Below are 22905 nucleotides of genomic sequence, written 5' to 3'. Positions count from 1 at the left end.
CAGGATGTATTTTGCCGTGTCAATTTCTGATCATGGTTAAGATACTTGTAACAGGCGGCTGCGGATATATAGGGTCTCATACGATTGTCGATCTTATCGAAAATGGGTATGATGTTATTTCTATTGATGATCAATCCAGATCTACGCCTTACCCATTAACAGGAATCCAGCTTATTACCGGGAAAAGGGTTAAAAATTATAAGGTTGACCTGAAAAATTTTGATGAAACACTCGCCGTTTTTCAGGAAAACCCGGATATAGCCGGCGTTATTCATTTTGCAGCCTATAAAGCAGTCGGAGAATCAGTAGATCAGTCTCTTATGTACTATGAGAATAATATAGGTGCTCTCATTAATATCTTGAAGTGTGTAAAAGAATTTTCTGTACCACATTTTGTTTTTTCCTCGTCCTGCACAGTATATGGTAATCCGGATGTTTCGCCGGTTACAGAAGAAACAATTTTACAGCCCGCAGCATCTCCTTATGGGGCCACCAAAAAAATGGCGGAAGAAATACTCAAAGATTTTACAGCTGAATCCGGAAAAACTTCTGTTATACTGCTTCGCTATTTTAATCCGGTGGGTGCACATCCTTCCAATTTAATTGGGGAATTGCCTCTGGGGAAACCCCAAAACTTAGTGCCGGTTATTACACAAACAGCCATCGGCAAGCTACCTAAAATGACGGTTTACGGGAGCGATTATGATACAAGGGATGGTAGCTGTATCCGCGATTACGTGCATGTTTCTGATATAGCCCATGCTCATACACTGGCGCTGGAATATCTTACCAAGGGGAAGAATACAGCATCCTGTGAAGTGTTTAACCTGGGTACGGGTATCGGTATTACCGTATTGGAAGCCATTAAAAGTTTTGAAAACATAAGTGGCGTTACATTGAAATATGAAATCGGACCAAGAAGACCCGGGGATATAGAAGCTATTTATGCCAATAATGAAAAAGCTATCAGTTTACTGGGTTGGCAAATTAAATACAACATTACTGAAATGATGCGTACTGCCTGGGCTTGGGAACAAAAGATCAAAAAGGAAGAAGAGAATATCTCACATAATTAAAAAGTTATAAGGTATTTGCATACCTGAAAAGCTGAATCATATCGCTTTCCTTTTTCAATTTTAATTTATCTCTTTTAATCAGTTCTGTAAGCTTTGCTTCTTTACCTGTAAACATAGCAGGCAGCTCATCAGTATTTTTTGGGAGTTTTTCTAATTGTATGCCTTTTGCCATATAATAAAAGACCTTGTCCCGATAAGTGCGAACATAACGTGCATTCGGATAAGGTTGTCTTTCACTGAAACTTACTTCTGTATATTTCAGCAGGCTTACAGCCCCCGAATCCAATACCTCGTAAAAAACATTGGGATCCTGTTTATCAATAGGTGCATATCCAGACCTGAATATTTTTTTTCCTTCCGGTGTTGTAAGTTCAACTCTTTCAACGGGCTGTGCCACAACCATTTCTCTGCCATCAGGATCTAGGAAAATAATTTCATGTGTATGGAAATTAATTCTCACTTGCAAACCATGGTATGTATTGCCCTTCAGGATGGTTACTGTTCCGGGTAAGAAATTTCTCGAAAAATAAGGTGTACCTTCTTCATTGTAATCCCCATCAGGTTTCAATAACCTTCCATTCGCATCCACCATAAACCGATCCATTTCTACCCTGCTAACAGCCATATTAGGTGTTTGGCAATAGGTAATCGTTACAAACATCGATAGTGCGATGAATAATGCTGAATATTTCATGTGCTTTGTAATTCCCTTATGAGATAATATAAGAATAGTCAGTTGGTGTTGGCTGCACTAACCTGTTTCAATAATTGATTATAATGACGGAATATTCTTATGATGTCTTCCTCATTTTTTAATTTTACATTTTCTTTTTTGATAAAGCTTTTCATTTCTGTATGCAGACTTCCAAAAAAAGCAGCCCATTCATTCTCTTTTTTAGGTACACGTACCAGCCCCTGTGAAGGAGTCCATGCATAATTATTTTCTTTTTTGTTGTAAGTGCGCACGGTATTAGGAGAATTATAAACCTGTTTATCCTGATACAGAACCGTAGTATATTTCAATAAAACAGCCGTTCCCGAGTCAAGTAACTGGTATACCGATACATCGGTTTGTTTATCGATAGGAGGGAAACCGCTTCTGAATATGTAGGTTTTTCCTTCGTGCTGCAGTTCAATTCTTTGAAAGGGGTTTGCCACCAGCATTTCCTGACCATCAGAAGTTTTGAAAATTACTTCACCGGTTAATTGATTGAATTTGATGGGAATATTATGATAGGTTTTACCATTCCGTAATTGAATATTGCTTTGCAGATAATTTTCAGAAAAGTAAGGGGAGCCCTCTTCTTCAAAATTACGGACAGATTTAAAGGGTCTTCCATTCGCATCGTTCAAAAAATGAATATTCTCTTTGGCATGTCTCAGCGGATCAATACGTTCAAAGTCCTGAGCCTTTACTTGACTTTGAAAAGCTGCCATGAACAGGATAATGAAAAAAACACTGCTATTTTTCATGATGCATTATTTAAGAAGGTTATGAAAGCCGGTTATAACTATTAATTAGCCTGATTAAATCGCTTTCCTTTTTTATTTTCAGCTTATCCTTTTCTATGGTTTCTATCAGTTGTTTTCTTTTATCCTGAAGTAAGTTAAGCAATTCACTTTCATCTGTAGGAGCTTTTACCAGATCCTTACCCGGTATCCATAGGTAATAGGTGGGTATTTGTCTGTAAGAACGGGTTATATCATTTGAGCCATACGCTTTAGAATCTTTGTACCTGATTTCAACATATTTCAATAACATCAGCTTACCCGAATCAAGAACCTGATATAAAGTCTGGCTATGCTGCTTGTCAATAGCACTAAAACCTGATCTGAAGACAACCGGTTTCACTTGATCGTTGCAGGACATTTCAAGTCTGGAAACCGGCTGAGAAAGCGCAAAAGCTTTTCCATCATTTGTATTAAAAATAATCTTTTGTTGTTCGAGGTTGATTTTCAGTTGTAAATCACCATAGGTTTTACCATTGGGGAGCGTTACCGTGCCTTTACAAAAACTGGTATCAAAAAATGGGGATCCATCCATTAAAAACGGAAAATCAAAGCTCCAGGGTATGCCATATCCATCGTTGTATAAAACATTTGAATTAAAAGAATAGGAACCTATTTGTGCCCGTGCGGGCATAACCGACAAGATAAAAAGGAGGATAATGGCGAATGCTCTTATCATAATACATATTTACTGTATTAAATATAAGCATCATCTGTTAACCATGACATTAAAACGTATCAGCGGCAGAAAACTTACTTTTCCAGCATTTTCTCCGCATTCTCAGCTATCTGCAATGCCTCAATAAATTCATCAATTTCACCATTAATAACAGCATCCAGATTATAGGAAGTAAGACCAATACGATGGTCGGTAACCCTTCCCTGTGGCCAGTTATAAGTTCTGATTTTGGCACTTCTGTCGCCGGTACTTACCAGGGTTTTTCTTTGTCTGGCAATTTCTTCTTCCTGCTTTCGTACCTGCTCTTCATAAAGTTTTGTACGCAGCATGGTCATGGCTTTTTCGCGGTTACCCAACTGAGAACGTTCGGTCTGACAAACCACCACCACGCCGGTAGGAATATGGGTTAAGAACACTTTTGTTTCTACTTTATTTACATTCTGACCACCGGCACCACCACTTCTTGCCGTTTCCATTTTCACATCGCTTTCTTTCAGTTCAAAGTCTACTTCTTCTGCCTCAGGCATTACAGCTACCGTAGCGGCTGATGTATGAACACGACCTTGCGTTTCTGTGTCGGGCACACGCTGAACACGGTGTACACCACTTTCAAATTTCAATGTACCATATACATCTTCACCGGTCACTTCCACCACTACTTCTTTATAACCACCAACGGTTCCTTCACTTTCGCTGACTACTGCAGCTTTCCAACCTTTCTTGGCACAATAGCGGAGATACATGCCTAATAAATCACCGGCAAATAAACTGGCTTCATCACCACCTGTACCTGCACGTATTTCAAGGATGGCATTTTTATCATCCTGCGGGTCTTTAGGAATCAGCAGTTTGGTGAGTTCTTTTTCGAGGGCTTCTTTTTTGGTTTCCAGTTCCGGTAATTCCATTCTTGCCAGCTCTCGCATATCTTCATCACTGCTGTGCTGGTTTTCTTTGGCGAAAGTATAATCGGCCATTACCTTCAGGTAGGTATCGTAGGGCTGTACAATTTTTTCCAGTGAACGGTACTCTTTACTAAAGGCGCCAAACTTCTTCTGGTCATTAATAATTTCAGGGTTGGTAAGAGCCACACCAACCTGTTCAAACCTTGCCTTGATTGCTTCGAGCTTATCCAGCATAACCGCTTTTTTTATTGGATGGCAAAATTACACTATTCAGCCTGAGTTTTTGTTACCCAATCGCTCTTTCCCGCTCCTTTTACAGTGAAATGGTCAGTTCAGAATCATTATCTTTCCTTTCTGTTCCTGAATATCCTCAGTGGCAGAGAATAAACCTTTATAATTCGGTTTTATGCGATTATTGGTCATTGCAGGTTTTTTTATATGTTTTTCAGCCTATGCCCAGGAGGCTGAGGTACTAATCAAAGGAGGAAAAATATTGGATGGAACAGGTAACTCCTGGTCATATGGAGATATCGCCATTTCGCAAGGCAGGATCATAAAGAAAGGGAATCTTTCGGGTTGGTCTGCTAAACGCATCATAGATGCCCAAGGATTGATAGTAGCACCCGGCTTTATTGATGTGCATACGCATATCGAAGACGATGAAAAAAAGAACCCTCTTGCTTCTAATTTTATTTACGATGGTGTAACCACTGTTATTACAGGCAATTGTGGTTTATCGGAATCTGATATTGGAAAATATCTTCAAATGATCGACAGCCTGAAAACTTCTGTCAATGTTGCTGCCTTAATCGGTCACAATAATGTTCGCAAAGCTGTGATGGGTTCTGTGAAAAGGGATCCTACCGAAGAGGAAATGCTGCAAATGGAAGCCATCGTTGAAAGAGCGATGAAAGATGGCGCAGTTGGCATGTCAACGGGCCTCATTTATATTCCCGGTACCTACTCAAAAACAGCTGAAGTGTTAAGGCTGGCCAAAGTAGCTGCCAGGTACCATGGTGTTTATGCCAGTCATATGCGTGATGAAGCAGATAGTGTAACCTATGCAATTGAAGAAGCATTGCAAATAGGGCGGGAAGCCGGATTACCGGTACAACTATCACATTTTAAACTCAGTGGTCAGCAAAACTGGGGCAGAAGTAAAGAAACCCTGCCCATGGTTATCAAAGCACGGCAGGAGGGATTGGATGTAACGATTGATCAGTATCCATATACGGCATCCAGCACATCACTAAGTACTTTATTACCCGATTGGGTACTGGCCGACGGACGCGATTCGATTAAAGCGAGACTGGCTAAACCAGCCATCAGAAAAGAGGTAAAGGAATATATGCTGAAGCGACTTGCCAGAAGAAAGCTGCATCATTTTAGTTTTCCCGTAGTTGCTTATTATGAAGCCGATACGTCACTAAATGGAAAAAGTATTGAGGAAGTAAATAAAATCATGAAAAGACCTCATGACGCTGCCAGTGAAGCTGAAACCATTGTGCAGATGATGGAGAAAGGTGGTGCAGGTATGGTATTTCATGGTATGAGTGAGGAGGATGTAAAAGCGATTATGCAATACCCTTACAACATGTTTGCATCTGATGCAAGCATCAGAATTTATAACCAGGGTAATCCTCATCCAAGAGGCTATGGAACCAATGCAAGGGTATTGGCAAAGTATGTGCGGGATGAAAAAATTATTTCTTTAGAGGAAGCTATCAGAAGAATGACGTCTCTCCCGGCCGCTAAATTTAAGCTGGAGGGTAGGGGCTTACTGATAGAAGGATATGCGGCCGATATTGTGGTATTTGATGAAAAAAAGGTAAAAGATTTATCGACTTTTGATAAACCACATCAATATTCAACAGGCTTTGCCTATGTATTGGTAAATGGAGAAGTAACCCTGAGTGAAGGTGTTCATACGGGTGCCCGGGCAGGAATGAGTATCCGGAAACAATAATCTGGGTTTGTTGATGCCTTCACAATTATCAGTATTAAAGTCTCATTATGTATAAAATAAGGTTGTTGATTATGCTGCTGCTACCTGTTCTGCTAGCGGCCCAGTCTTATAAAAAACTGCATCAACGGGCTACCGTTATTGATACACATAATGATTTTCCGAATCAGTCGATAGAAAAAAACGTTTCGTTTGATCAGTCATTGAAAGGTATAACACATTCCGATCTGCAAAGAATGAAAGAAGGCGGTATGGATGTACAGGTATTTTCTATCTGGTGCGATGGCTCTTTTGGAACCGGGAAAGGATATGCACGTGCCAACCGGCAAATTGATTCTTTGTATGCGTGGACGGCCCGAAACAAATCAGCCATGATGATTGCCAGAACACCAGCCGATCTGAAAAAAGCAGTCAAGCAGAAAAAACTGGCCGTTATGATGGGGGTGGAAGGTGGCCATATGATAGAAGATAAAATCGAATACCTGGATGCCTTATATGAAAGAGGTGTGCGTTATATGACCCTAACCTGGAACAATTCTACAAGCTGGGCAAGTTCGGCACAGGATGAATCAAAAAATACGGTTGCCAATGAAAAGAAGGGGCTTACATCTCTTGGTGCGCAGATTGTAAAACGGATGAATGAACTGGGTATGATAGTAGATCTTTCACATGTTGGTGAACAAACATTCTGGGATGCTATTCAGATTAGTACCAAACCTGTAATTGCTTCACACAGCTGTGTACACCAGTTATGTCCTGTTTTCAGGAACCTGAAAGATGAGCAGATAAAAGCGATTGCAAAAAATGGAGGTGTCGTTCACCTTAATTTTTTTTCCGGCTTTATTGATAGTACATTCGGTAAAAGGAATGCAGCTTTTTTACAAGCGCATAAAAGGGAAAGAGACTCATTGCAGGTTATTAACCCGGAACCCTATTTTACAGAAGAATACCTTTTTGCCAGATATCCCGAGGAAGTAAAAGCACTCAGGCCCCCATTATCTGCCCTACTCGATCATCTTGATTATATTGTAAAACTGGTGGGTGTGGAGCATGTTGGACTGGGTTCAGATTTTGATGGTATCAGTTCAGCACCCCAGCAACTGGATGATGTTACCGGCTTGCCATTGATTACAAAAGCACTACTGGAAAAAGGATATTCGAAGAAAGATATCCGGAAAATACTCGGTGAAAACTTCATGCGTGTATTTATTGCAAATAGTAGTAAATGAATTTACCGACGTATATTTAAAATATGAACCAGATAAAAAATATCATCAGCGTAACATTCGTAAGCGCACTAATTGCCTGTAATAGTAGTGAGGGCGATGGTAATGTACAGCTCAATCAAACAGCACAACCATTGCCGATCACCACAACACCGCAAGCTGTTGATACCAGTAAAAAGAATGCAACCATGACGGCGCAACCTGTACAGTCTGCAGTAGCATTGAATCCGGCACATGGGTTACCCGGACACCGCTGCGATATTGCTGTTGGTGCACCTCTTAATTCTCCTGCTAATGCAAATGGTCCGGCGCCTGTTCAGATACAAGCACCGCAAACAAATGCTCCTGTTATGCAACAGGCACCTATGAATGCAGCTGGTGTAAAATTGAATCCGCCTCATGGGCAGCCTGGACACGACTGTTCTATAGAAGTAGGTAAGCCTCTGCGTCAACAATAAATAATGAGGGCTAAGCGTATTTAGCTTTCATCTGATGAAAAGAACTTTCAATCATTTCTTTCAAAACTGACAGATCTATATCAGTTAGTTTTTTTATGTACAAACAGCCCATGCCAGTTTTATGCGGACCCAGTTTTTTCAGTAAATTTTCATACTGCGGGAAGCCGGTCATGATATAGATGCTGATATTCTGTTTGCGGGGGGCGAAGCCTGTTAAGAACCAGCTTCCGCTTGTACCACCTTTCTGCTGATAATCATAAGTGCCAAAACCTACGATAGCGCCACCCCAAAGTTGGGGTGGAAGTCCGGTAACAGACTTCATCATGTCGAGTAATACCAGACTATCTGTTTTTTGTGGTTCGGGCTTTTCCTGCAGAAAAGATAGCACATCTTCTTTACCCACTTGTGTTTTAATGGCCATCAGGGTTTGTTTATGTGCTAAAGTTAATATAGCCCAACCAATCTGCCCGTATTGTTTTAATAAAGCGGATAGCTTAGAAATTAAGCTGTGCCTGCAGCCTTAGTAAACTGCCTTTTTGGAGATTGTTTTGTAAGGCAAAGTCTTCATATCTTCTGGAAGAAATCGTATACATGGCTACCAGTTCGAATTGTTTTACAGGTTGCCATTCTATACCTATTTCCAATTCTTTTACCCGGTGTCTGCGTGCGTCCTGTTCGTGTTTTTTTCCACCATTATAGTACTGTCCACGAATAAAGGGGATGAAAATCTGCTGCTGTTTATTTTTCATCATGTACGACAGTGTTACATAACCGCCATGTAACGATCTGGTTTCAATGGAATCTGTAGCAGGATTGAATTCGGGCCCTTTACCGATGGTATATTCAGCCAGGATGCCAAATGGCTTTGGATATAAAACGAATGTTCCGGCCAAACGTTGATCCAGGTAGTTTCTGTCCTGCTTTACTTTGGTGCCAATATTGGTCTGGTCTCTCGTTACTACATATTTGCCTGTATATGCCTGAATTGATGGTTCGATAATCTGATTACCCACAGCCATCGGATAGGTAAGACGGGTAACAACATGTAATCGGTCGTTTTGTTCCGGCCTATTCGCAGTTTGACCATTGTAGGCACCCAGCGCAAATACGCCGTAATCACCTGAGCCCTTTAAGCCATCGCGCACGAGTGATGAAAATAATTCTCTCTGTTTGGTAGGAGCCCAGTAAAAAAATACACCCATGTCTCGTTCATTGGCCACTGCACTGTTTAGTGCATCATTTCTATCGAGCGGTAATCTGTTCTGACTCGATTGCATATTTTCAAAGCCATAGGGTATTTTACTCTGACCAATTCTGAAACGAAATTCATTTTTAACATCAACACCCAGATCTATATAAGCATCTCTTATTTGCCCAAAATGCAGTGAAGTGGAAGATGCTGAGCTGGCAAAATCGGGTTGGAAATAGAAATATACCTGTTTGCTGATCTGTCCAAAGAAAATAATGCGTGCGCGGCGCATAAAAAAGCCGCCATTTTTGCCCCAGCTACGATCGCCCTGCTCATTACCCAGATCGGGATTGGTTTCAAGGAGACGGTTATAACGGATTTGGACATAGCCTCTTACAGAAACGGTTTCGAACCATTTTTTTTCTGCAGTAGGTTTGGTTGTTGTTTTACTGCTGTCTTTTACAGGCTGCGAAAAACACATGATGCTAATCAAAACCAGTAAAGCCGACATCCATAACCGTGTCATGTTATTTTGTTTTAGACGCGGGCAAAATTATCTCTTAACTATTTGGTAACAATTTAATAATTATTTGGTAACGATTTGATAACATTGGATTATTAATTAACCTAGACCTCGTTTGCATATATAAGCAACTCATTTCAATCTATTATCAGATTGCTCTTACGGGTAAAAAATATCAATCAATTTTCCTGATCCGATACTCCTGAATTTTAGCCGGATTTTCTGGTGTGAGGGTAAAAAATAACTGTAAACGGCCTTTCTCGCATTGAAGTATGCAGCTGCCTCTTAACTGATTTTCAGGAACCATGTCTCCGACAGTAATGATTTTTCCCACGGCGTTAAATAGTTTGCCGGATTCTTCCCGGAGGCTTTGTATGGGATAATCATCAAAAAAATTATCTGCGAATGCATGGGTACTGCTTGCATTATTCCAGTCTGGCAATAACGCAATGAAATCTTTTTGTGCTTTTTTTAATGCCTCAGATGCAGGTATTAATCTTGGCTTCAATCCCGCTCCTCTTATTAAAGTATCCAATACCTGTGCATTAATACCAGCGGTAGATGCATAAGTTAAGTTTGCAAAACAAACCACACCAATGCCATAGTCAGGTGCTATTACCCAATTACTCCCAAAGCCGGGAAGGCCGCCGCTATGGCCAACGGTGATCCTTCCTTCACAGTCTTTCGACCAACGCAAACCAAAACCGTAAGCAGTAACCATTGGGCAAAGCCGCCCATCGGCATACCGGTACTGTGCATTAAGTGAACTAAAACGTTGCGCCTGTTGCATTTCACGAATACTGCTTCTTTTCACCGGGCCGGTTTCTTTTTCGTTTGAAGGCGGCCAGGCATTCATATGTAAAGCCATGTATTTACTGAAAGACGAAAGTGAAGTGATCATACCACCCATTGATCCGAAAATACCATCATGCAGCAAGGGCTCATCTCTCCAGTTGTTATTGATCCAGCGATGACCTTTCGCCAGTGATGATGCAGGGATTTTACTGTATTCCCAGCTTGCGTCGTTCATGCCAAGCGGCTTCCAGATATGTTCAGCAATGAATTCACTGTAAGGCTTGCCAGAAACTTTATGAATGATGTAACCCAACATGGTAAATCCCAGGTTGCTGTATTCGTATTGCAGACCTGTAACATTTGAAAAGTGGAGTCCCTTTTTAATCAGTGCCAGTAGCTCTTCTTCTGTATCGGCCAGTTGCCGATCGCCCCAGGGATCATCCTGTGGAAAGCCACCGGAATGTGTCAGCAGATCGCGTATGGTAATTGGGGGGGCATCTTTTGTAAGCTGCTGCCCTTTTAATGCCGGAATATATTTTTCAACAAGATCATCGAGCCTGAGTTTTCCGTCATCCCTGAGTTTTATGATGGCCATCGCGGTAAAACTCTTCGACATCGATGCAATCCGGAACATGGACTGGGATGTGACAGGATTTTTCCGGGCAATATCGAGATAGCCGCCATTACCTGAAAAAACAAGGGTTCCATCCAGCACAATTCCAAAAGTATAACCCGGGAAATGATTTTTTTCTGCATGACTTCGATAGAGTTGTTCTATAGCAGGAAAGAGTGCTTGTATTTTCTGTAACCTGTCCTTATCAGTGAAATAGGGTGCCTGATAAGATTGTAGACTTTGGGCATATCCCTGTTTGGCAGCGCATAAAATTGCGAAAACAAGCAAGCAGTTGCGAAGAAACATCATTTTCCCTTTATTTATGGTGTTAAAAGAAAGCCCTTTTTGGTATAATATACATTGTTTTCAGAAAAGAAACTACCGAAATAAATTATCTGGCTTTTATAGGCCAGGCCTGAGAAGACCGGAGCTGAAATCTGTTTGCAACTTTGTGCTCATTTGTGGAAGTGCCAAAATTGAATAATCATTTGAAAATGAAAATAAATGATGTAAATTAAAGTATTCAAACAAAAAAATATGAAAGTTGAGTCTTTCTTAAAACCGGCAATTGGTGCCATAGCTCTTATTATAACTGCATTCATATTAGGCGGTGCCTTTAAGAATAGAAATGCCAATCAGGATTCTATTTCAGTAGTTGGACTGGGAACCAGAGACTTTGAATCGGATGAAATTTCATGGACCGGCAGCTATAGTGCCCGTGCAAAGCTGGCCAAAGATGCTTATAATATGATTAATGCCGACAGAGAGAAAGTAAAATCTTTTTTTCTATCGAAAGGGTTTCAATCAACTGAATTTAGTTTTGGAGGTGTTAGTTTCGAGAAATCTTTCCGCACTATAACGATTGAACAGAATGGAGATCAGGTAAAAACTGAACAGGTATTTGATGGATATATAGCTACCCAAACAGTATCATTCAACAGTAAAAAGAATCCTGTTTTAATGAAAAAAATCGAATCGGTTGTTGATCAGACTTCCGAATTGATTAACTCAGGGATTGAGTTTGAGGGCAGCCGTATTCAATATACCTATTCTGATTTACCCAGTCTTAAACATAACTTAATTGAAAAAGGCTCTCAGGATGCCAGAGAGCGGGCAGAAAAAATTGTTTCCACAGCAAACGGCAGATTGGGCAAACTGAAAGATGCTTCAATGGGTGTTTTTCAGATTACGGGTAAAGGGTCAATAGAAGAGGATAGCTATGGCGGTAATTTTGATACCTACAGTAAATACAAAACAGCACGTATTACAGTAAGGCTAACATATAATCTGGATTAGCATATTATGTAACACTAATGCTAACTTTTTTCAGGTATAAGTTACCGGCCAGATCGTATGAGGCAGGTAATACGATCATTTTCGATTTTTAGTACCTGTATTTTTATTCTCTTCTACTCCAAATTCTTTCATCAGTTCAAGACCATAGTTCCGGATAATGTCCACAATCATTACGGCTCTCTTCCCGCGGGTGGTAATGGAATACTCGACTTTGGGAGGTACGACTGCGTATACTTTCCGCTTGATAAAACCTTCTTCTTCCAGCTCTCTCAGCTGGCTCGTAAGCATTTTGTGTGTAATATGGGGGATGTCTTTTTTTAACTCACCATAGCGCATCACTTTATCTTTTAAGCGCCAAAGTATCGGCATTTTCCAGGTGCCGCCAATTCTGTCCATGGCAAATTCAACAGGATTGTAATACAGTTTATTGTTGTAAAAAAAATCTGGCATAGCTGTAAGTATTGTTTTTGCTGATACTTTCTTAAAAGTATGTATCATTTATTAAGGTAAGTATACTATTAAATTTAGTATATAAATCCATTTTTGCTATATAATTCTATCAACTATGAAAAAGCTATCTCTTATTGTATTTCTTTTACTGTTTACTTTTTTTACTGTTTGGGTAAATGCGCAACATAATGCTGGTAATAAAGGAAAGATTCTGATGATCGCTTCCAATAAATCTATCAGTTCTGTAACCGGTTGGCCTATTGGCGTATGGTACGCAGAATTAACACATCCTTACTGGGTATTTAGTGAGGCGGGTTATACGGTTGATATAGCAAGTCTGGAAGGCGGAGAACTTTTTTTTGATGGATTCAGTGATCCGGAAGATGAGAGCAGGTATGCGGCCTTTGATTATGTATCGCTCGGTTTTAAAAAAGATCCTTCGAAAATGGCATTGGTGAAAAATACCATAAAACTATCTACTGTTAATCCACAGAACTATAAAGCTGTTTTTGTATGTGGAGGGCAGGGGCCCATGTATACCATGTATAAAAACCAGGAAATGGAAGGTTTTTTTACCAATTTTTACCTCACAGGTAAACCCACTGCTGCCATATGTCATGGTACCTGTATCCTGCTGAATGCGAAACTACCCAATGGAAAGTTTTTGGTAGATGGAAAAAGATGGACAGGTTTTGCCTCTGAAGAAGAACAATATGCAGATGCATATGTTGGTAAAAAGATTCAACCCTTTCGTATTGAAGACCTGGCAAGACAAATGCCTGGAAGTAAATATGAGGATGGCGCTCCTTTTTCATCTTATGCAATCAGAGATGGTAATCTAATTACAGGTCAGCAGCAAAACAGTGGAGCAGCTGCTGCTGAACTTGTGATAAATGCATTGGAGGAAGACAGGAAACGATATCCTACCTATGTACTGGTACATGGTGCATGGGCAGATGAAAGTGCATGGGGTGCAATTCGAAACCAACTGGCCATCACTGCTAATGTGGTAACGGTAAACCTTCCTGCACATGGTATTGATACAAGAGATGGAAAAAATACAGGATTAAACGACTATGTAAAACTTGTATCCTCAGTAGTAAGTCAACAGCCCGGAAAGGTAATTTTAGTTGGTCATTCTATGGCAGGCGCCATTATTTCACAAGTAGCTGAAAATATACCTCAGCAAATAGCAAAACTGGTGTATGTAGCAGCGTATCTGCCCAAGACAGGGGAGGATATCAGCAGTATAACCAATAGGTTCCTGAACAACCAACCCATTGAAGCATTTCAGTTTTCCGAAGATTATAGTCTGGTAAGTATCAAAAAAGAGCTGTTGTCTGGATTGGTTTGTGATGATTGCACGCCCGATATGAAAGAAACACTTGTTAAATACCATCGTGCTGAACCAGTGAAGGGTTTGAAGGATAAGGTAAAACTTGGTACTAATTTTTCCCGAATACCTAAATATTATATCAGTACCCTGAATGACAAAGCGGTACCCTATGCTTTACAGCAACAAATGATCAGGCAAAACGGAACGGTAAAAAAAGTATTTGAGATGAAAACCTCACATTTGCCATTCGTGGTTCAGCCCAATGAATTTATAAAAATCTTACAAAGTATACAGTAGGTATCTGATTCGATGACACTCAACAGCGGAGTGTAATACATAAGGGTTTCTTTTATCAAACACATGAATATCCATATATGAAAATTGCTATAATCGGAACAGGAAATGTAGGTGCAGCACTTGCTCAAAAATGGGCAATTGCAGACCATGATATTTTTCTTGGTGTTAGACAATTAGACAGCTTCAAAGGCGGTGAATTACTTAGTAAAGAAAATATAAAGGTTTGTCCGGTGAAGGAAGCTGTACAAAAATCTGATATCATTCTTTTGGCAACCCCAGCAACTGCAGCCATAGAAGTAGCCGAAAGCCTCGGAAATACCGAAGGAAAAATTATCATCGATGCAATGAATATTGTTATGGGTAAAGGCCCTGTCGGGTATGAAAACACAACGGATGCTGTACTCGATCATACAAATACTGAGGATGTAGTGAAATGTTTTAATACCACCGGCTTCAACAATATACAGAATACACAGTATGGAGATTTGTCATTAGACATGTTTGTTGCCGGGAACAGCAGGGTAGGAAAAGAGACTGCTATTCAGCTTGCAAAAGATGCAGGCTTTGCCGAATGTTATGATATTGGAGGTAATGAAAAATTTGAGCTGATGGAACAGTTTGCATGGTTCTGGATCAATCTGGCTCTGTTTCAGGGACAGGGAAGAGAGATTGGATTTGCATTATTGAAACGATGATAGTCGTCTTTGTATGATCAGTATCGTATCAGCTTGTCAATATACTGATCCAATCTGCTGTTGGCCATAAAACTTTTCTCTAAATCGAGATTAAAGGGGATGGGTGTGTCTAATGATGCACAACGCATAATCGGTGCATCCAGTAATTCAAAACAGTGTTCACATATCCAGGCGCTTATTTCACCGCCGATGCCACCTGTTAATGTATCTTCATGTAGAAGTAAAACCTTGCCGGTAGTTGCCACTGCTTTACGGATAGCTTCATAATCCAAGGGAAGTAATGTTCTCAGGTCGAGAAGGTGCAATGAAATGTCTGGATGTTGTTCCTGGTATTTCAATGCCCAATGTACACCAGATCCATATGTAATAATGGTGATATCGGTTCCCTCTTTTACAACAGCTGCTTTGCCAATCGGTGTTTCATAGTAAATTTCTGGTACCATGCCACTTACACTTCTGTACAGTGCTTTGTGTTCAAAAAAGAGAACAGGGTTGGGGTCATTAAAAGCGGCTATTAATAAACCTTTTGCATCTTGTGGGTTGGAGGGATATACTACTTTTAAACCAGGTACATGTGTAAACCAGGCTTCATTGCTTTGCGAATGAAAAGGGCCCGCACCTACGCCACCGCCAGTTGGCATCCGTATCACCACATCTGCATTTTGCCCCCAACGATAATGTATTTTGGCAAGGTTGTTTACAATCTGGTTAAAGCCCACGCTTACAAAATCGGCAAACTGCATTTCCATCATACTCTTATAACCTTCCAGACTCAGACCCAATGCAGTACCTACAATGGCGCTTTCACATAAGGGTGTATTGCGGACACGGTTCTTGCCAAATTTTTCTACAAAACCTTCTGTTATCTTGAAGGCACCGCCATATTCTGCAATATCCTGCCCCATGAGAATCAGGTTCTCATGCTGCTCCATACTCTGGCGAAGGCCATCCTGCAGTGCGTCGATGAAACGTTGTTCGTGAAGGGTGAATGGTGAATGGTGAATGGCACTTTGTTTATCTTCAATATTGATATCATTCGACCATTGGCTATTGGCTACTGACTTTTTCGCATATACATCCGCTATTTCTTCTTTTGTATCGGGCACGATTTTTTCGGCCTGAAAAGCAGCTTTTAATTCTGTTTCTATATAGTCCCTGAATTCATTTCTGATGTCTGCTATCTGCATTTCAGTGACTACGCCTTCCGAAACGAGAAACTGTTCATAATTTTTTACAGGATCTTTCTTGCCCCATTCTTCAAATAATTCCTGTGGTACATATTTGGTACCACTGGCTTCTTCATGCCCGCGCATCCGGAAAGTCATACATTCTATGAGATAGGGTTGCTGATGCTGTATACAATATTCCCTGACCCCCCGAATGGTGTCATATACTTCCAGAATATTATTGCCATCTATACGGATACCTTCTATTCCGTAACCTTTGGCTTTGTCTACCAGGCTTTCGCATCTATATTGTTCATTTACGGGCGTACTAAGACCGTATCCGTTGTTTTCTATTACAAAAATCACGGGGAGTTCCCATACAGCTGCTACATTCAGTGCCTCATGAAAATCACCTTCACTGGTACCGCCATCACCTGAATAGGCAAGGGATACTTTATTTTCTTTTCTGAGTTTATAAGCCAGTGCCACACCATCGGCCAAAGCCAGTTGAGGACCCAGGTGTGATATCATACCACAGATATAATGAGGTTTGCTGCCAAAATGAAAACTGCGCTCCCGCCCTTTACTATAACCATCTTTATTACCCTGCCATTGTTTGAAGAGCTTTTCCAGTCCCATTTGTCTGGTGGTAAAAACACCCAGGTTACGATGCAGGGGCATGATCCATTCATCTTTTTGTAATGCCAGTGTACTACCCACCGCAATGGCTTCCTGCCCAATACCACTGAACCATTTACTAATTTTACCCTGACGCAGGAGCACGAGCATTTTTTCTTCGATCATCCGGGGTAATACAATGCTTCTGTAGATGAATATCAGTTCTGCGTCTGAAAGTTTGGTTCTGTTAAATTCCATGAGGGCGAATTAAAGAAAGACTAAGTTAATCGTATTGCAGCAATAGCGGATATAAAAAAACCATCCGCCTGATAGGGAATGGTTTTTTCAAAATTAAATGGATAGTATTAATCGCGGCTGCCAAGTTTACTCAGCAGTTTCAATATTTCAATGTACAACCATACAATGGTAACGAGTAAACCAAATGCGCCATACCATTCCATGAATTTTGGCGCACCCATTTCTGCGCCCTGTTCAATTTGTTCAAAATCCATGATCAGGTTCAGTGCTGCGATGATTACGATAAACAGGCTGATACCTATGCTAAGCCAACTGCTGTCGTACATAAAGCTAACCGTTACACCGAACAGCCTTAATAACATAGTAATCAGGTAAAATACAGCAATACCAATGGTGGCAGATATAATGATTGATTTAAAGCGTTGTGTTGGTTTGATGATCCGGAAATTGTATAACAGGAACATAGAAATAGCAACACCAAAAGTTAAACCTACTGCCTGCATAACCAGTCCGGGATATTTATCGGCAAATGCATCATTCAGTATGGCCGATATGCCACCAATAAAGAAACCCTGCAAAATGCCATAAGCAGGTGCCGCATATTGTGCCCAGTTGGGTTTAAAGGCAATTACCAGACCAGTAATTAAACCACCAATAGCACCTACGATCATCAGGGTTGTCATTAAACCCTGGTTGAGTTGCTCGAATAAATACCATGTATAGGATGCCGAACCAATTACCATCAACATGAGAAAGCCGAATTTGTTGATGGTACCTCTTACACTCATCACACCTTGTGCAGCAGCTTCGCTGTGCAGGGTTTTATTAAACATCTTTTCAGTAAGGGTAGGGTTACCCGATTTGAATAAAGCCATATATATATCTTTTATTATACTAAGTTACGCAATTCTGGCGGTCTTGCTTTGAAAATCGGCAGGAATACAATATTTTAACTAAAACGAATTCAGTTATAACCTTTAAAAGCATGCTTTGACCAAAAAACGACATTGATCATTCGTCAATCAACTAACTTTGCCTTATAAATTAAGCTGATGGAAAGAAAAGAAACGCTTCTACAGGATGTCGTGATAAAATTTGCCGGTGACAGTGGCGATGGTATGCAGTTAACGGGTCAGCAGTTCACTAATAATACAGCCCTGCTGGGTATTGATCTGGCTACTTTTCCTGATTTCCCCGCTGAGATCAGGGCTCCGATCGGTACACTTCCGGGTGTAAGTGGTTTTCAGTTGCGTTTTTCAAGCGACAGGGTTTTTACACCGGGCGATCTTTGTGACGTATTGGTAGCCATGAATGCGGCTGCACTGAAAGTAAACCTCAAAAGCATTAAGCCAGGTGGTAAAATCATAGCCAATATTGATGGTTTTGATGCAAAAAATCTCAGACTTGCCAATTATCCCGATGGCGTTCATCCACTGGAAGACGGTAGCCTTGATGGGTATGAACTCACCAAAGTAGATGTTACAAAACTTACCCGTGAGGCCCTCAAAGAATTCACAGAACTCGGTACCAAAGAAAGAGACCGGGCAAAAAATATGTTTGTACTGGGACTGTTATACTGGATGTATAACCGCAGTCTCGATAACACCATTGACTTCCTGAAAGAGAAATTCGGTAAAAAAGATGTGATCCTGCAGAGTAATATCAAAGTATTGCAGGCAGGTTATCATTATGGTGATACCACTGAATCTTTCACTACCCGTTATAAAGTAGAAAAGGCAAAAATGAGTCCGGGTGTTTATCGCAGTATCATGGGCAACCAGGCATTATCGATGGGCTTGATTGCTGCAAGCGATAAAAGTGGTCTCCCTATTTTTCTTGGAACCTATCCCATCACACCCGCCTCAGATATTCTGCATGAACTGAGTAAGCATAAAGCATTTGGTGTACGCACTTTTCAGGCAGAAGATGAAATTGCAGGGATTACTTCAGCGATCGGTGCCAGCTATGGCGGTTCACTGGGCATTACCACAACATCTGGCCCGGGTATGGCCCTGAAAACCGAAGCTATGGGACTTGCAGTGATGCTGGAGATCCCATTGGTAATCATAAATATTCAACGTGGTGGCCCATCCACCGGTTTACCTACCAAAACAGAACAGAGCGATTTATTGCAGGCCTATTACGGTAGAAACGGAGAATGCCCAATGCCTGTTATAGCTTCCTCTACGCCGAGCGACTGCTTTGATGTAGCTTATGAAGCGGTAAGAATAGCGGTGCAGCATATGACACCTGTTATCCTGTTAAGTGATGGTTATATAGCCAATGGAGCAGAACCCTGGAAGTTTCCATCTGCTGCTGATCTGCAGCCTATTACGGTTGCCTTTAAAAAGGGGTTGGCAGAGGGAGAAGAAAAATTCATGCCTTATAAGCGTGATGAAAAATTGGTACGTCCATGGGCAGTACCTGGTACACCAGGTCTTGAACACCGTATAGGTGGTTTGGAGAAACAGGATGTTACCGGTAATGTAAATTATGAACCGGAGAATCACCAGCATATGGTGAAAACCCGTCAGGCCAAAGTAGATAAGATTGCAGATTATATTCCGCTGCAAACATTAGATAGCGGACCAGAAAAAGGAAAAGTACTGGTGCTGGGATGGGGTTCTACCTATGGTGCCATTAAAAGTGCCGTACAGGAATTACAGGCAGAAGGTGTGGCGGTGAGCCATGCGCATATACGTTACCTGCGCCCCTTCCCTAAAAACCTGGGTGATATGATCCGCAATTTTGAGCATGTACTGGTTCCTGAAATCAATAATGGTCAACTCATCAAGATAATCCGTGACCAGTTCCTGGTAGATGCGAAAGCATATAACAAGATCATGGGTATACCGATTACAAAAGGCGAATTGGTGACTGCGGTGAAGGATCTGATAAAATAAATAAAAATTCAAAAACCAGCATGCAAAAGTCAAAACATCTTACCGTTTTGACTTTTGACTTTTGCATTTTTAATTTCCACCCATGCATATCGAAGCACTCCGCGACTATGTGCTTTCACTAAATGATGTGGAAGAAGTTACACCTTTCGGTCCCGATACATTGGTGTATAAGGTTGACGGGAAAATATTTTTCCTGATGGGGCTGGAAAACGATCCGGTTCAGTTTAATGTGAAATGTGATCCTGATCTGGCTGTGGAGTTGAGAGAACAATACCCGCAATCTGTATTACCCGGTTACCACATGAATAAAAAACATTGGAACACGATAGTAGTAGATGGAGTCCTGTCTACCCTGCAATTAAAAGAATGTATTGAGCATTCTTATAGGCTGGTGGCGAAAAAAAGAAAATAAATCGCTTCTGTGTTTTCTGTGTACTCAGTGGCAAGATGCATCGCCACAGAACACACAGAAAAACAGAAACTTTTGTATTATTCATCTTCTTTTGTACCTGCAGCAAAAATCTGATCTACTGCACCACCCAGCATCGGGAATTTCTCTTTTACAAAACCGGCAATGGTTGCCACAGCTTTCTGTGCCTGCTCGGGGGTAAGACCTGCTTCAGCAGTTAATCTTTGAATAAGTTCGTTCATATTACTTTGTGTGAATGGTGAATGATTAATGGTCAATGGTCAATGGTCAATGGTCAATGAATAATCAGTTGCAAAATAATGGCTCTCAACAAAAAAGCGATAAGAAGTTATTCCCATCGCTTTATATATACTTCCTTATTTGGAAATTCCTTATTCCTCTGTTTCTCTGTTCTTCTGTTCCCTAGGCTACTTTCAGTGCACTGAGTTTGCTTTTATTAAACATTTGTTCAGCATAAATTTTTGTAACGTGCAGCTGTTTGGTTTCTGTACCGGGAAGTTCGAACATGGCATCGGTTAAAATACTTTCACAGATGCTTCGTAAACCGCGTGCACCCAGTTTATACTCCAGTGCTTTTGCTACCATGAAGTCGAGCACTTCTTTATCAATAATGAGTTCGATACCTTCCAGTTCAAAGAGACGGGTATATTGTTTGATCAGTGAATTTTTAGGTTCTGTGAGGATGCTTCTCAAGGTATCCTGATCAAGCGGATTTAAATGTGTTACTACCGGTAAGCGGCCCAGCAATTCGGGAATGAGACCAAAACTTTTCAGATCCTGTGCATTGATAAACTGGAGCAGGTTTTTACGCTGCATTTCCTGTTCTTCTTTGTTTACACTGAAACCAATGGCATTGGTATTTACCCTTCTGGCAATTACTTTATCGATACCATCAAAAGCACCTCCACAGATGAAGAGGATGTTTTTGGTGTCTACTTTTATCATTTTCTGTTCAGGATGTTTTCTGCCACCTTGTGGTGGTACCAGTACTTCCGTTCCTTCCAGCATTTTCAATAATCCCTGTTGCACACCTTCTCCGCTTACATCACGTGTAATAGATGGGTTATCGCCTTTGCGGGCAATTTTGTCGATCTCATCTACGTAAACAATACCGCGTTCAGCAGCTGTTACATCGTAATTGCAGTTTTGCAGTAAACGGGTAAGCATGCTTTCTACATCTTCCCCTACATAGCCAGCTTCTGTAAATACCGTGGCATCTACAATGGCAAAAGGCACATTGAGTAAGCGGGCGATGGTTTTGGCCAATAATGTTTTACCTGTACCTGTTTCGCCCACCATAATGATATTGCTTTTTTCGATTTCAATATCATCCGGTTGTTGCTTCTGGGTTACGCGTTTGAAATGATTATAGACAGCTACTGATAAAACCTTTTTCGCATCATCCTGACCAATCACATATTCGTCCAGAAATTTCTTGATCTCTGCTGGCTTACGTACATTGAGTTTAAACCCAGAACCTCCATTGGTTTTATCTGCTTTGCTACTTAATTCCTGAACAATGATTTCCTGTGCATGCTCCACACAATTCTCACAGATATGCCCTTCCTGTCCGGCGATCAGGATCTTAACCTCATCACGGTTTCTGCCGCAGAAAGAACAATGTAAATGATTCGCTTTTGCCATATTATAAATCTGTGTTTCGCTCCTTTACAGGAAAGACACGCTTTTTGATGCTTATGTTGCAAAGTTAACCCCGTTCGGTCGACCAAACGGGGTTAAAATCGGTAAAAAAGGTTAAACGGGCTATATTTTGGATAAAATACCGTCTACAATGCCATATTCTACAGCTTCTGTAGCATTCATCCAGTAATCGCGGTCAAAGTCTTTCATGATCTGATCCACTGTCTTACCACAGTTTTCGGCCAGTATTCTGGCGCCCAGTTCTTTGGTTTTGCGGATCTGTTCTGCATGAATTTCAATATCGGCACTGGTAGCCTGAAAATAACCACCTATGCTCGGCTGGTGTATCATCACTTCTGCATGCGGGTAAATAAAACGTTTGCCTTTAGTACCGGCACTCAGTAAAATAGACCCCATACTGGCAGCCAGTCCCATACAAATGGTGCTTACCGGGCTTTGGATCATTTTAATGGTATCATAAATGACCATACCACTGGTTACTACACCGCCAGGACTATTGATGTAGAACTTAATTTCTTCTCCTGGTTTATCCGCATCGAGTAAGAGTATTTTACTTACCACATCGCGGGCTGATTTGTCTTCTACAGGCCCCCACAGGTAAACAGCTCTTTTTTCGAAGAAGAGTTTTTCCATCTTCTTCATCATAAAACCGGGTTGTTCCTGCTTATCCTCTTTTGGTTCATTCTCTTCCTCATCTTCCATGAGAAAAGGATTGATATATTTTAGGTGTGACATGTTAATTTGAAAATTGGTTAATTTGAAAATTTGAAAATGGTTGATTTTGGCTTATGGTGAATGGCTTATAGCGAATAGTAAAAACTTATTTATTTGCTATGAACTATTAGCTATCCGCTATCCTCC

Annotated in this window: 22 protein-coding genes; 9 read left to right on the top strand and 13 right to left on the bottom strand. The window is 40.9% G+C overall.

Annotated features, from left to right (window positions below):
* Positions 1-32 precede the first annotated feature (32 nt).
* On the top strand, positions 33-1076 hold the full coding sequence (galE, locus tag BC659_RS04790; protein ID WP_133473525.1) for a UDP-glucose 4-epimerase GalE: 1044 nt from the start codon (positions 33-35) through the stop codon (positions 1074-1076).
* 4 nt (positions 1077-1080) lie between these two features.
* Here galE and BC659_RS04785 read toward each other — a convergent pair whose 3' ends face one another.
* The 4 genes from BC659_RS04785 to prfA form a co-directional block, all read right to left on the bottom strand.
* A complete protein-coding gene (locus BC659_RS04785; protein WP_133473524.1) occupies positions 1081-1770 on the bottom strand; it encodes a hypothetical protein in 690 nt (229 codons plus the stop codon).
* A gap of 38 nt (positions 1771-1808) precedes the next feature.
* Positions 1809-2549 (bottom strand): hypothetical protein, encoded by a 741-nt coding sequence (locus BC659_RS04780; RefSeq protein ID WP_133473523.1) that lies wholly within the window; start codon positions 2547-2549, stop codon positions 1809-1811.
* Between the two features lie 19 nt (positions 2550-2568).
* Positions 2569-3264: a hypothetical protein gene (locus BC659_RS04775; protein WP_133473522.1), complete on the bottom strand. Its 696-nt coding sequence runs from the start codon at positions 3262-3264 to the stop codon at positions 2569-2571.
* A gap of 74 nt (positions 3265-3338) precedes the next feature.
* Entirely contained in the window at positions 3339-4400 is a 1062-nt protein-coding gene (gene prfA / locus BC659_RS04770) for a peptide chain release factor 1 (protein WP_133473521.1), read from the bottom strand.
* 172 nt (positions 4401-4572) lie between these two features.
* On the opposite strand from prfA, the gene BC659_RS04765 reads away from it, so the two are divergent.
* From BC659_RS04765 to BC659_RS04755, 3 genes are read left to right on the top strand one after another with little or no spacing between them, the layout of a single operon-like run.
* Positions 4573-6132 (top strand): N-acyl-D-amino-acid deacylase family protein, encoded by a 1560-nt coding sequence (locus tag BC659_RS04765; RefSeq protein WP_133473520.1) that lies wholly within the window; start codon positions 4573-4575, stop codon positions 6130-6132.
* A gap of 47 nt (positions 6133-6179) precedes the next feature.
* Positions 6180-7358, top strand: coding sequence for a dipeptidase (locus BC659_RS04760; protein ID WP_133473519.1), 1179 nt, complete (start codon positions 6180-6182; stop codon positions 7356-7358).
* A gap of 23 nt (positions 7359-7381) precedes the next feature.
* Positions 7382-7813 carry a hypothetical protein gene (locus BC659_RS04755; protein ID WP_133473518.1) on the top strand — a complete coding sequence of 144 codons (432 nt, stop codon included), beginning with the start codon at positions 7382-7384 and terminating at the stop codon, positions 7811-7813.
* A 10-nt stretch (positions 7814-7823) separates the two neighbouring features.
* On the opposite strand, the gene BC659_RS04750 is transcribed toward BC659_RS04755, so the two are convergent.
* From BC659_RS04750 to BC659_RS04740, 3 genes are all read right to left on the bottom strand, one after another.
* A complete protein-coding gene (locus BC659_RS04750) occupies positions 7824-8234 on the bottom strand; it encodes a DUF1801 domain-containing protein (RefSeq protein WP_133473517.1) in 411 nt (136 codons plus the stop codon).
* Positions 8235-8307: 73 nt separating this feature from the next.
* Positions 8308-9528 (bottom strand): porin, encoded by a 1221-nt coding sequence (locus tag BC659_RS04745; protein WP_211340701.1) that lies wholly within the window; start codon positions 9526-9528, stop codon positions 8308-8310.
* A 172-nt stretch (positions 9529-9700) separates the two neighbouring features.
* Entirely contained in the window at positions 9701-11242 is a 1542-nt protein-coding gene (locus BC659_RS04740) for a serine hydrolase domain-containing protein (RefSeq protein WP_133473516.1), read from the bottom strand.
* A 228-nt stretch (positions 11243-11470) separates the two neighbouring features.
* Here BC659_RS04740 and BC659_RS04735 point away from each other — a divergent pair, with 228 nt between their 5' ends.
* Positions 11471-12229: an SIMPL domain-containing protein gene (locus BC659_RS04735; RefSeq protein WP_133473515.1), complete on the top strand. Its 759-nt coding sequence runs from the start codon at positions 11471-11473 to the stop codon at positions 12227-12229.
* Between the two features lie 75 nt (positions 12230-12304).
* Here the strand turns inward: BC659_RS04735 and BC659_RS04730 are convergent, their stop codons facing one another.
* Positions 12305-12679, bottom strand: coding sequence for a winged helix-turn-helix transcriptional regulator (locus BC659_RS04730; protein WP_133473514.1), 375 nt, complete (start codon positions 12677-12679; stop codon positions 12305-12307).
* Between the two features lie 115 nt (positions 12680-12794).
* On the opposite strand from BC659_RS04730, the gene BC659_RS04725 reads away from it, so the two are divergent.
* Positions 12795-14312: an alpha/beta fold hydrolase gene (locus BC659_RS04725; RefSeq protein WP_133473513.1), complete on the top strand. Its 1518-nt coding sequence runs from the start codon at positions 12795-12797 to the stop codon at positions 14310-14312.
* Positions 14313-14347: 35 nt separating this feature from the next.
* Positions 14348-15007, top strand: coding sequence for an NADPH-dependent F420 reductase (locus tag BC659_RS04720; protein ID WP_281277237.1), 660 nt, complete (start codon positions 14348-14350; stop codon positions 15005-15007).
* Positions 15008-15024: 17 nt separating this feature from the next.
* Here the strand turns inward: BC659_RS04720 and BC659_RS04715 are convergent, their stop codons facing one another.
* On the bottom strand, positions 15025-17049 hold the full coding sequence (locus BC659_RS04715) for an alpha-ketoacid dehydrogenase subunit alpha/beta (RefSeq protein ID WP_133473511.1): 2025 nt from the start codon (positions 17047-17049) through the stop codon (positions 15025-15027).
* Between the two features lie 107 nt (positions 17050-17156).
* Complete coding sequence (locus BC659_RS04710) at positions 17157-17924, bottom strand: Bax inhibitor-1/YccA family protein (protein WP_133473510.1); 768 nt, start codon at positions 17922-17924, stop codon at positions 17157-17159.
* Positions 17925-18101: 177 nt separating this feature from the next.
* On the opposite strand from BC659_RS04710, the gene BC659_RS04705 reads away from it, so the two are divergent.
* Complete coding sequence (locus tag BC659_RS04705) at positions 18102-19952, top strand: 2-oxoacid:acceptor oxidoreductase subunit alpha (RefSeq protein ID WP_133473509.1); 1851 nt, start codon at positions 18102-18104, stop codon at positions 19950-19952.
* Between the two features lie 82 nt (positions 19953-20034).
* Positions 20035-20364 (top strand): MmcQ/YjbR family DNA-binding protein, encoded by a 330-nt coding sequence (locus tag BC659_RS04700; protein WP_133473508.1) that lies wholly within the window; start codon positions 20035-20037, stop codon positions 20362-20364.
* Between the two features lie 77 nt (positions 20365-20441).
* Here the strand turns inward: BC659_RS04700 and BC659_RS16815 are convergent, their stop codons facing one another.
* The 3 genes from BC659_RS16815 to BC659_RS04690 all read right to left on the bottom strand — a co-directional run bounded on the left by BC659_RS16815 (position 20442) and on the right by BC659_RS04690 (position 22779).
* A complete protein-coding gene (locus BC659_RS16815; protein ID WP_162847352.1) occupies positions 20442-20603 on the bottom strand; it encodes a hypothetical protein in 162 nt (53 codons plus the stop codon).
* A 181-nt stretch (positions 20604-20784) separates the two neighbouring features.
* Complete coding sequence (gene clpX / locus BC659_RS04695; RefSeq protein WP_133473507.1) at positions 20785-22026, bottom strand: ATP-dependent Clp protease ATP-binding subunit ClpX; 1242 nt, start codon at positions 22024-22026, stop codon at positions 20785-20787.
* A 120-nt stretch (positions 22027-22146) separates the two neighbouring features.
* Positions 22147-22779: a ClpP family protease gene (locus BC659_RS04690; protein ID WP_133473506.1), complete on the bottom strand. Its 633-nt coding sequence runs from the start codon at positions 22777-22779 to the stop codon at positions 22147-22149.
* Positions 22780-22905 lie beyond the last annotated feature (126 nt).

Source organism: Sediminibacterium goheungense, assembly GCF_004361915.1.
Lineage (GTDB): Bacteria > Bacteroidota > Bacteroidia > Chitinophagales > Chitinophagaceae > Sediminibacterium > Sediminibacterium goheungense.
This window is presented reverse-complemented; position numbering and strand designations above follow the sequence as displayed.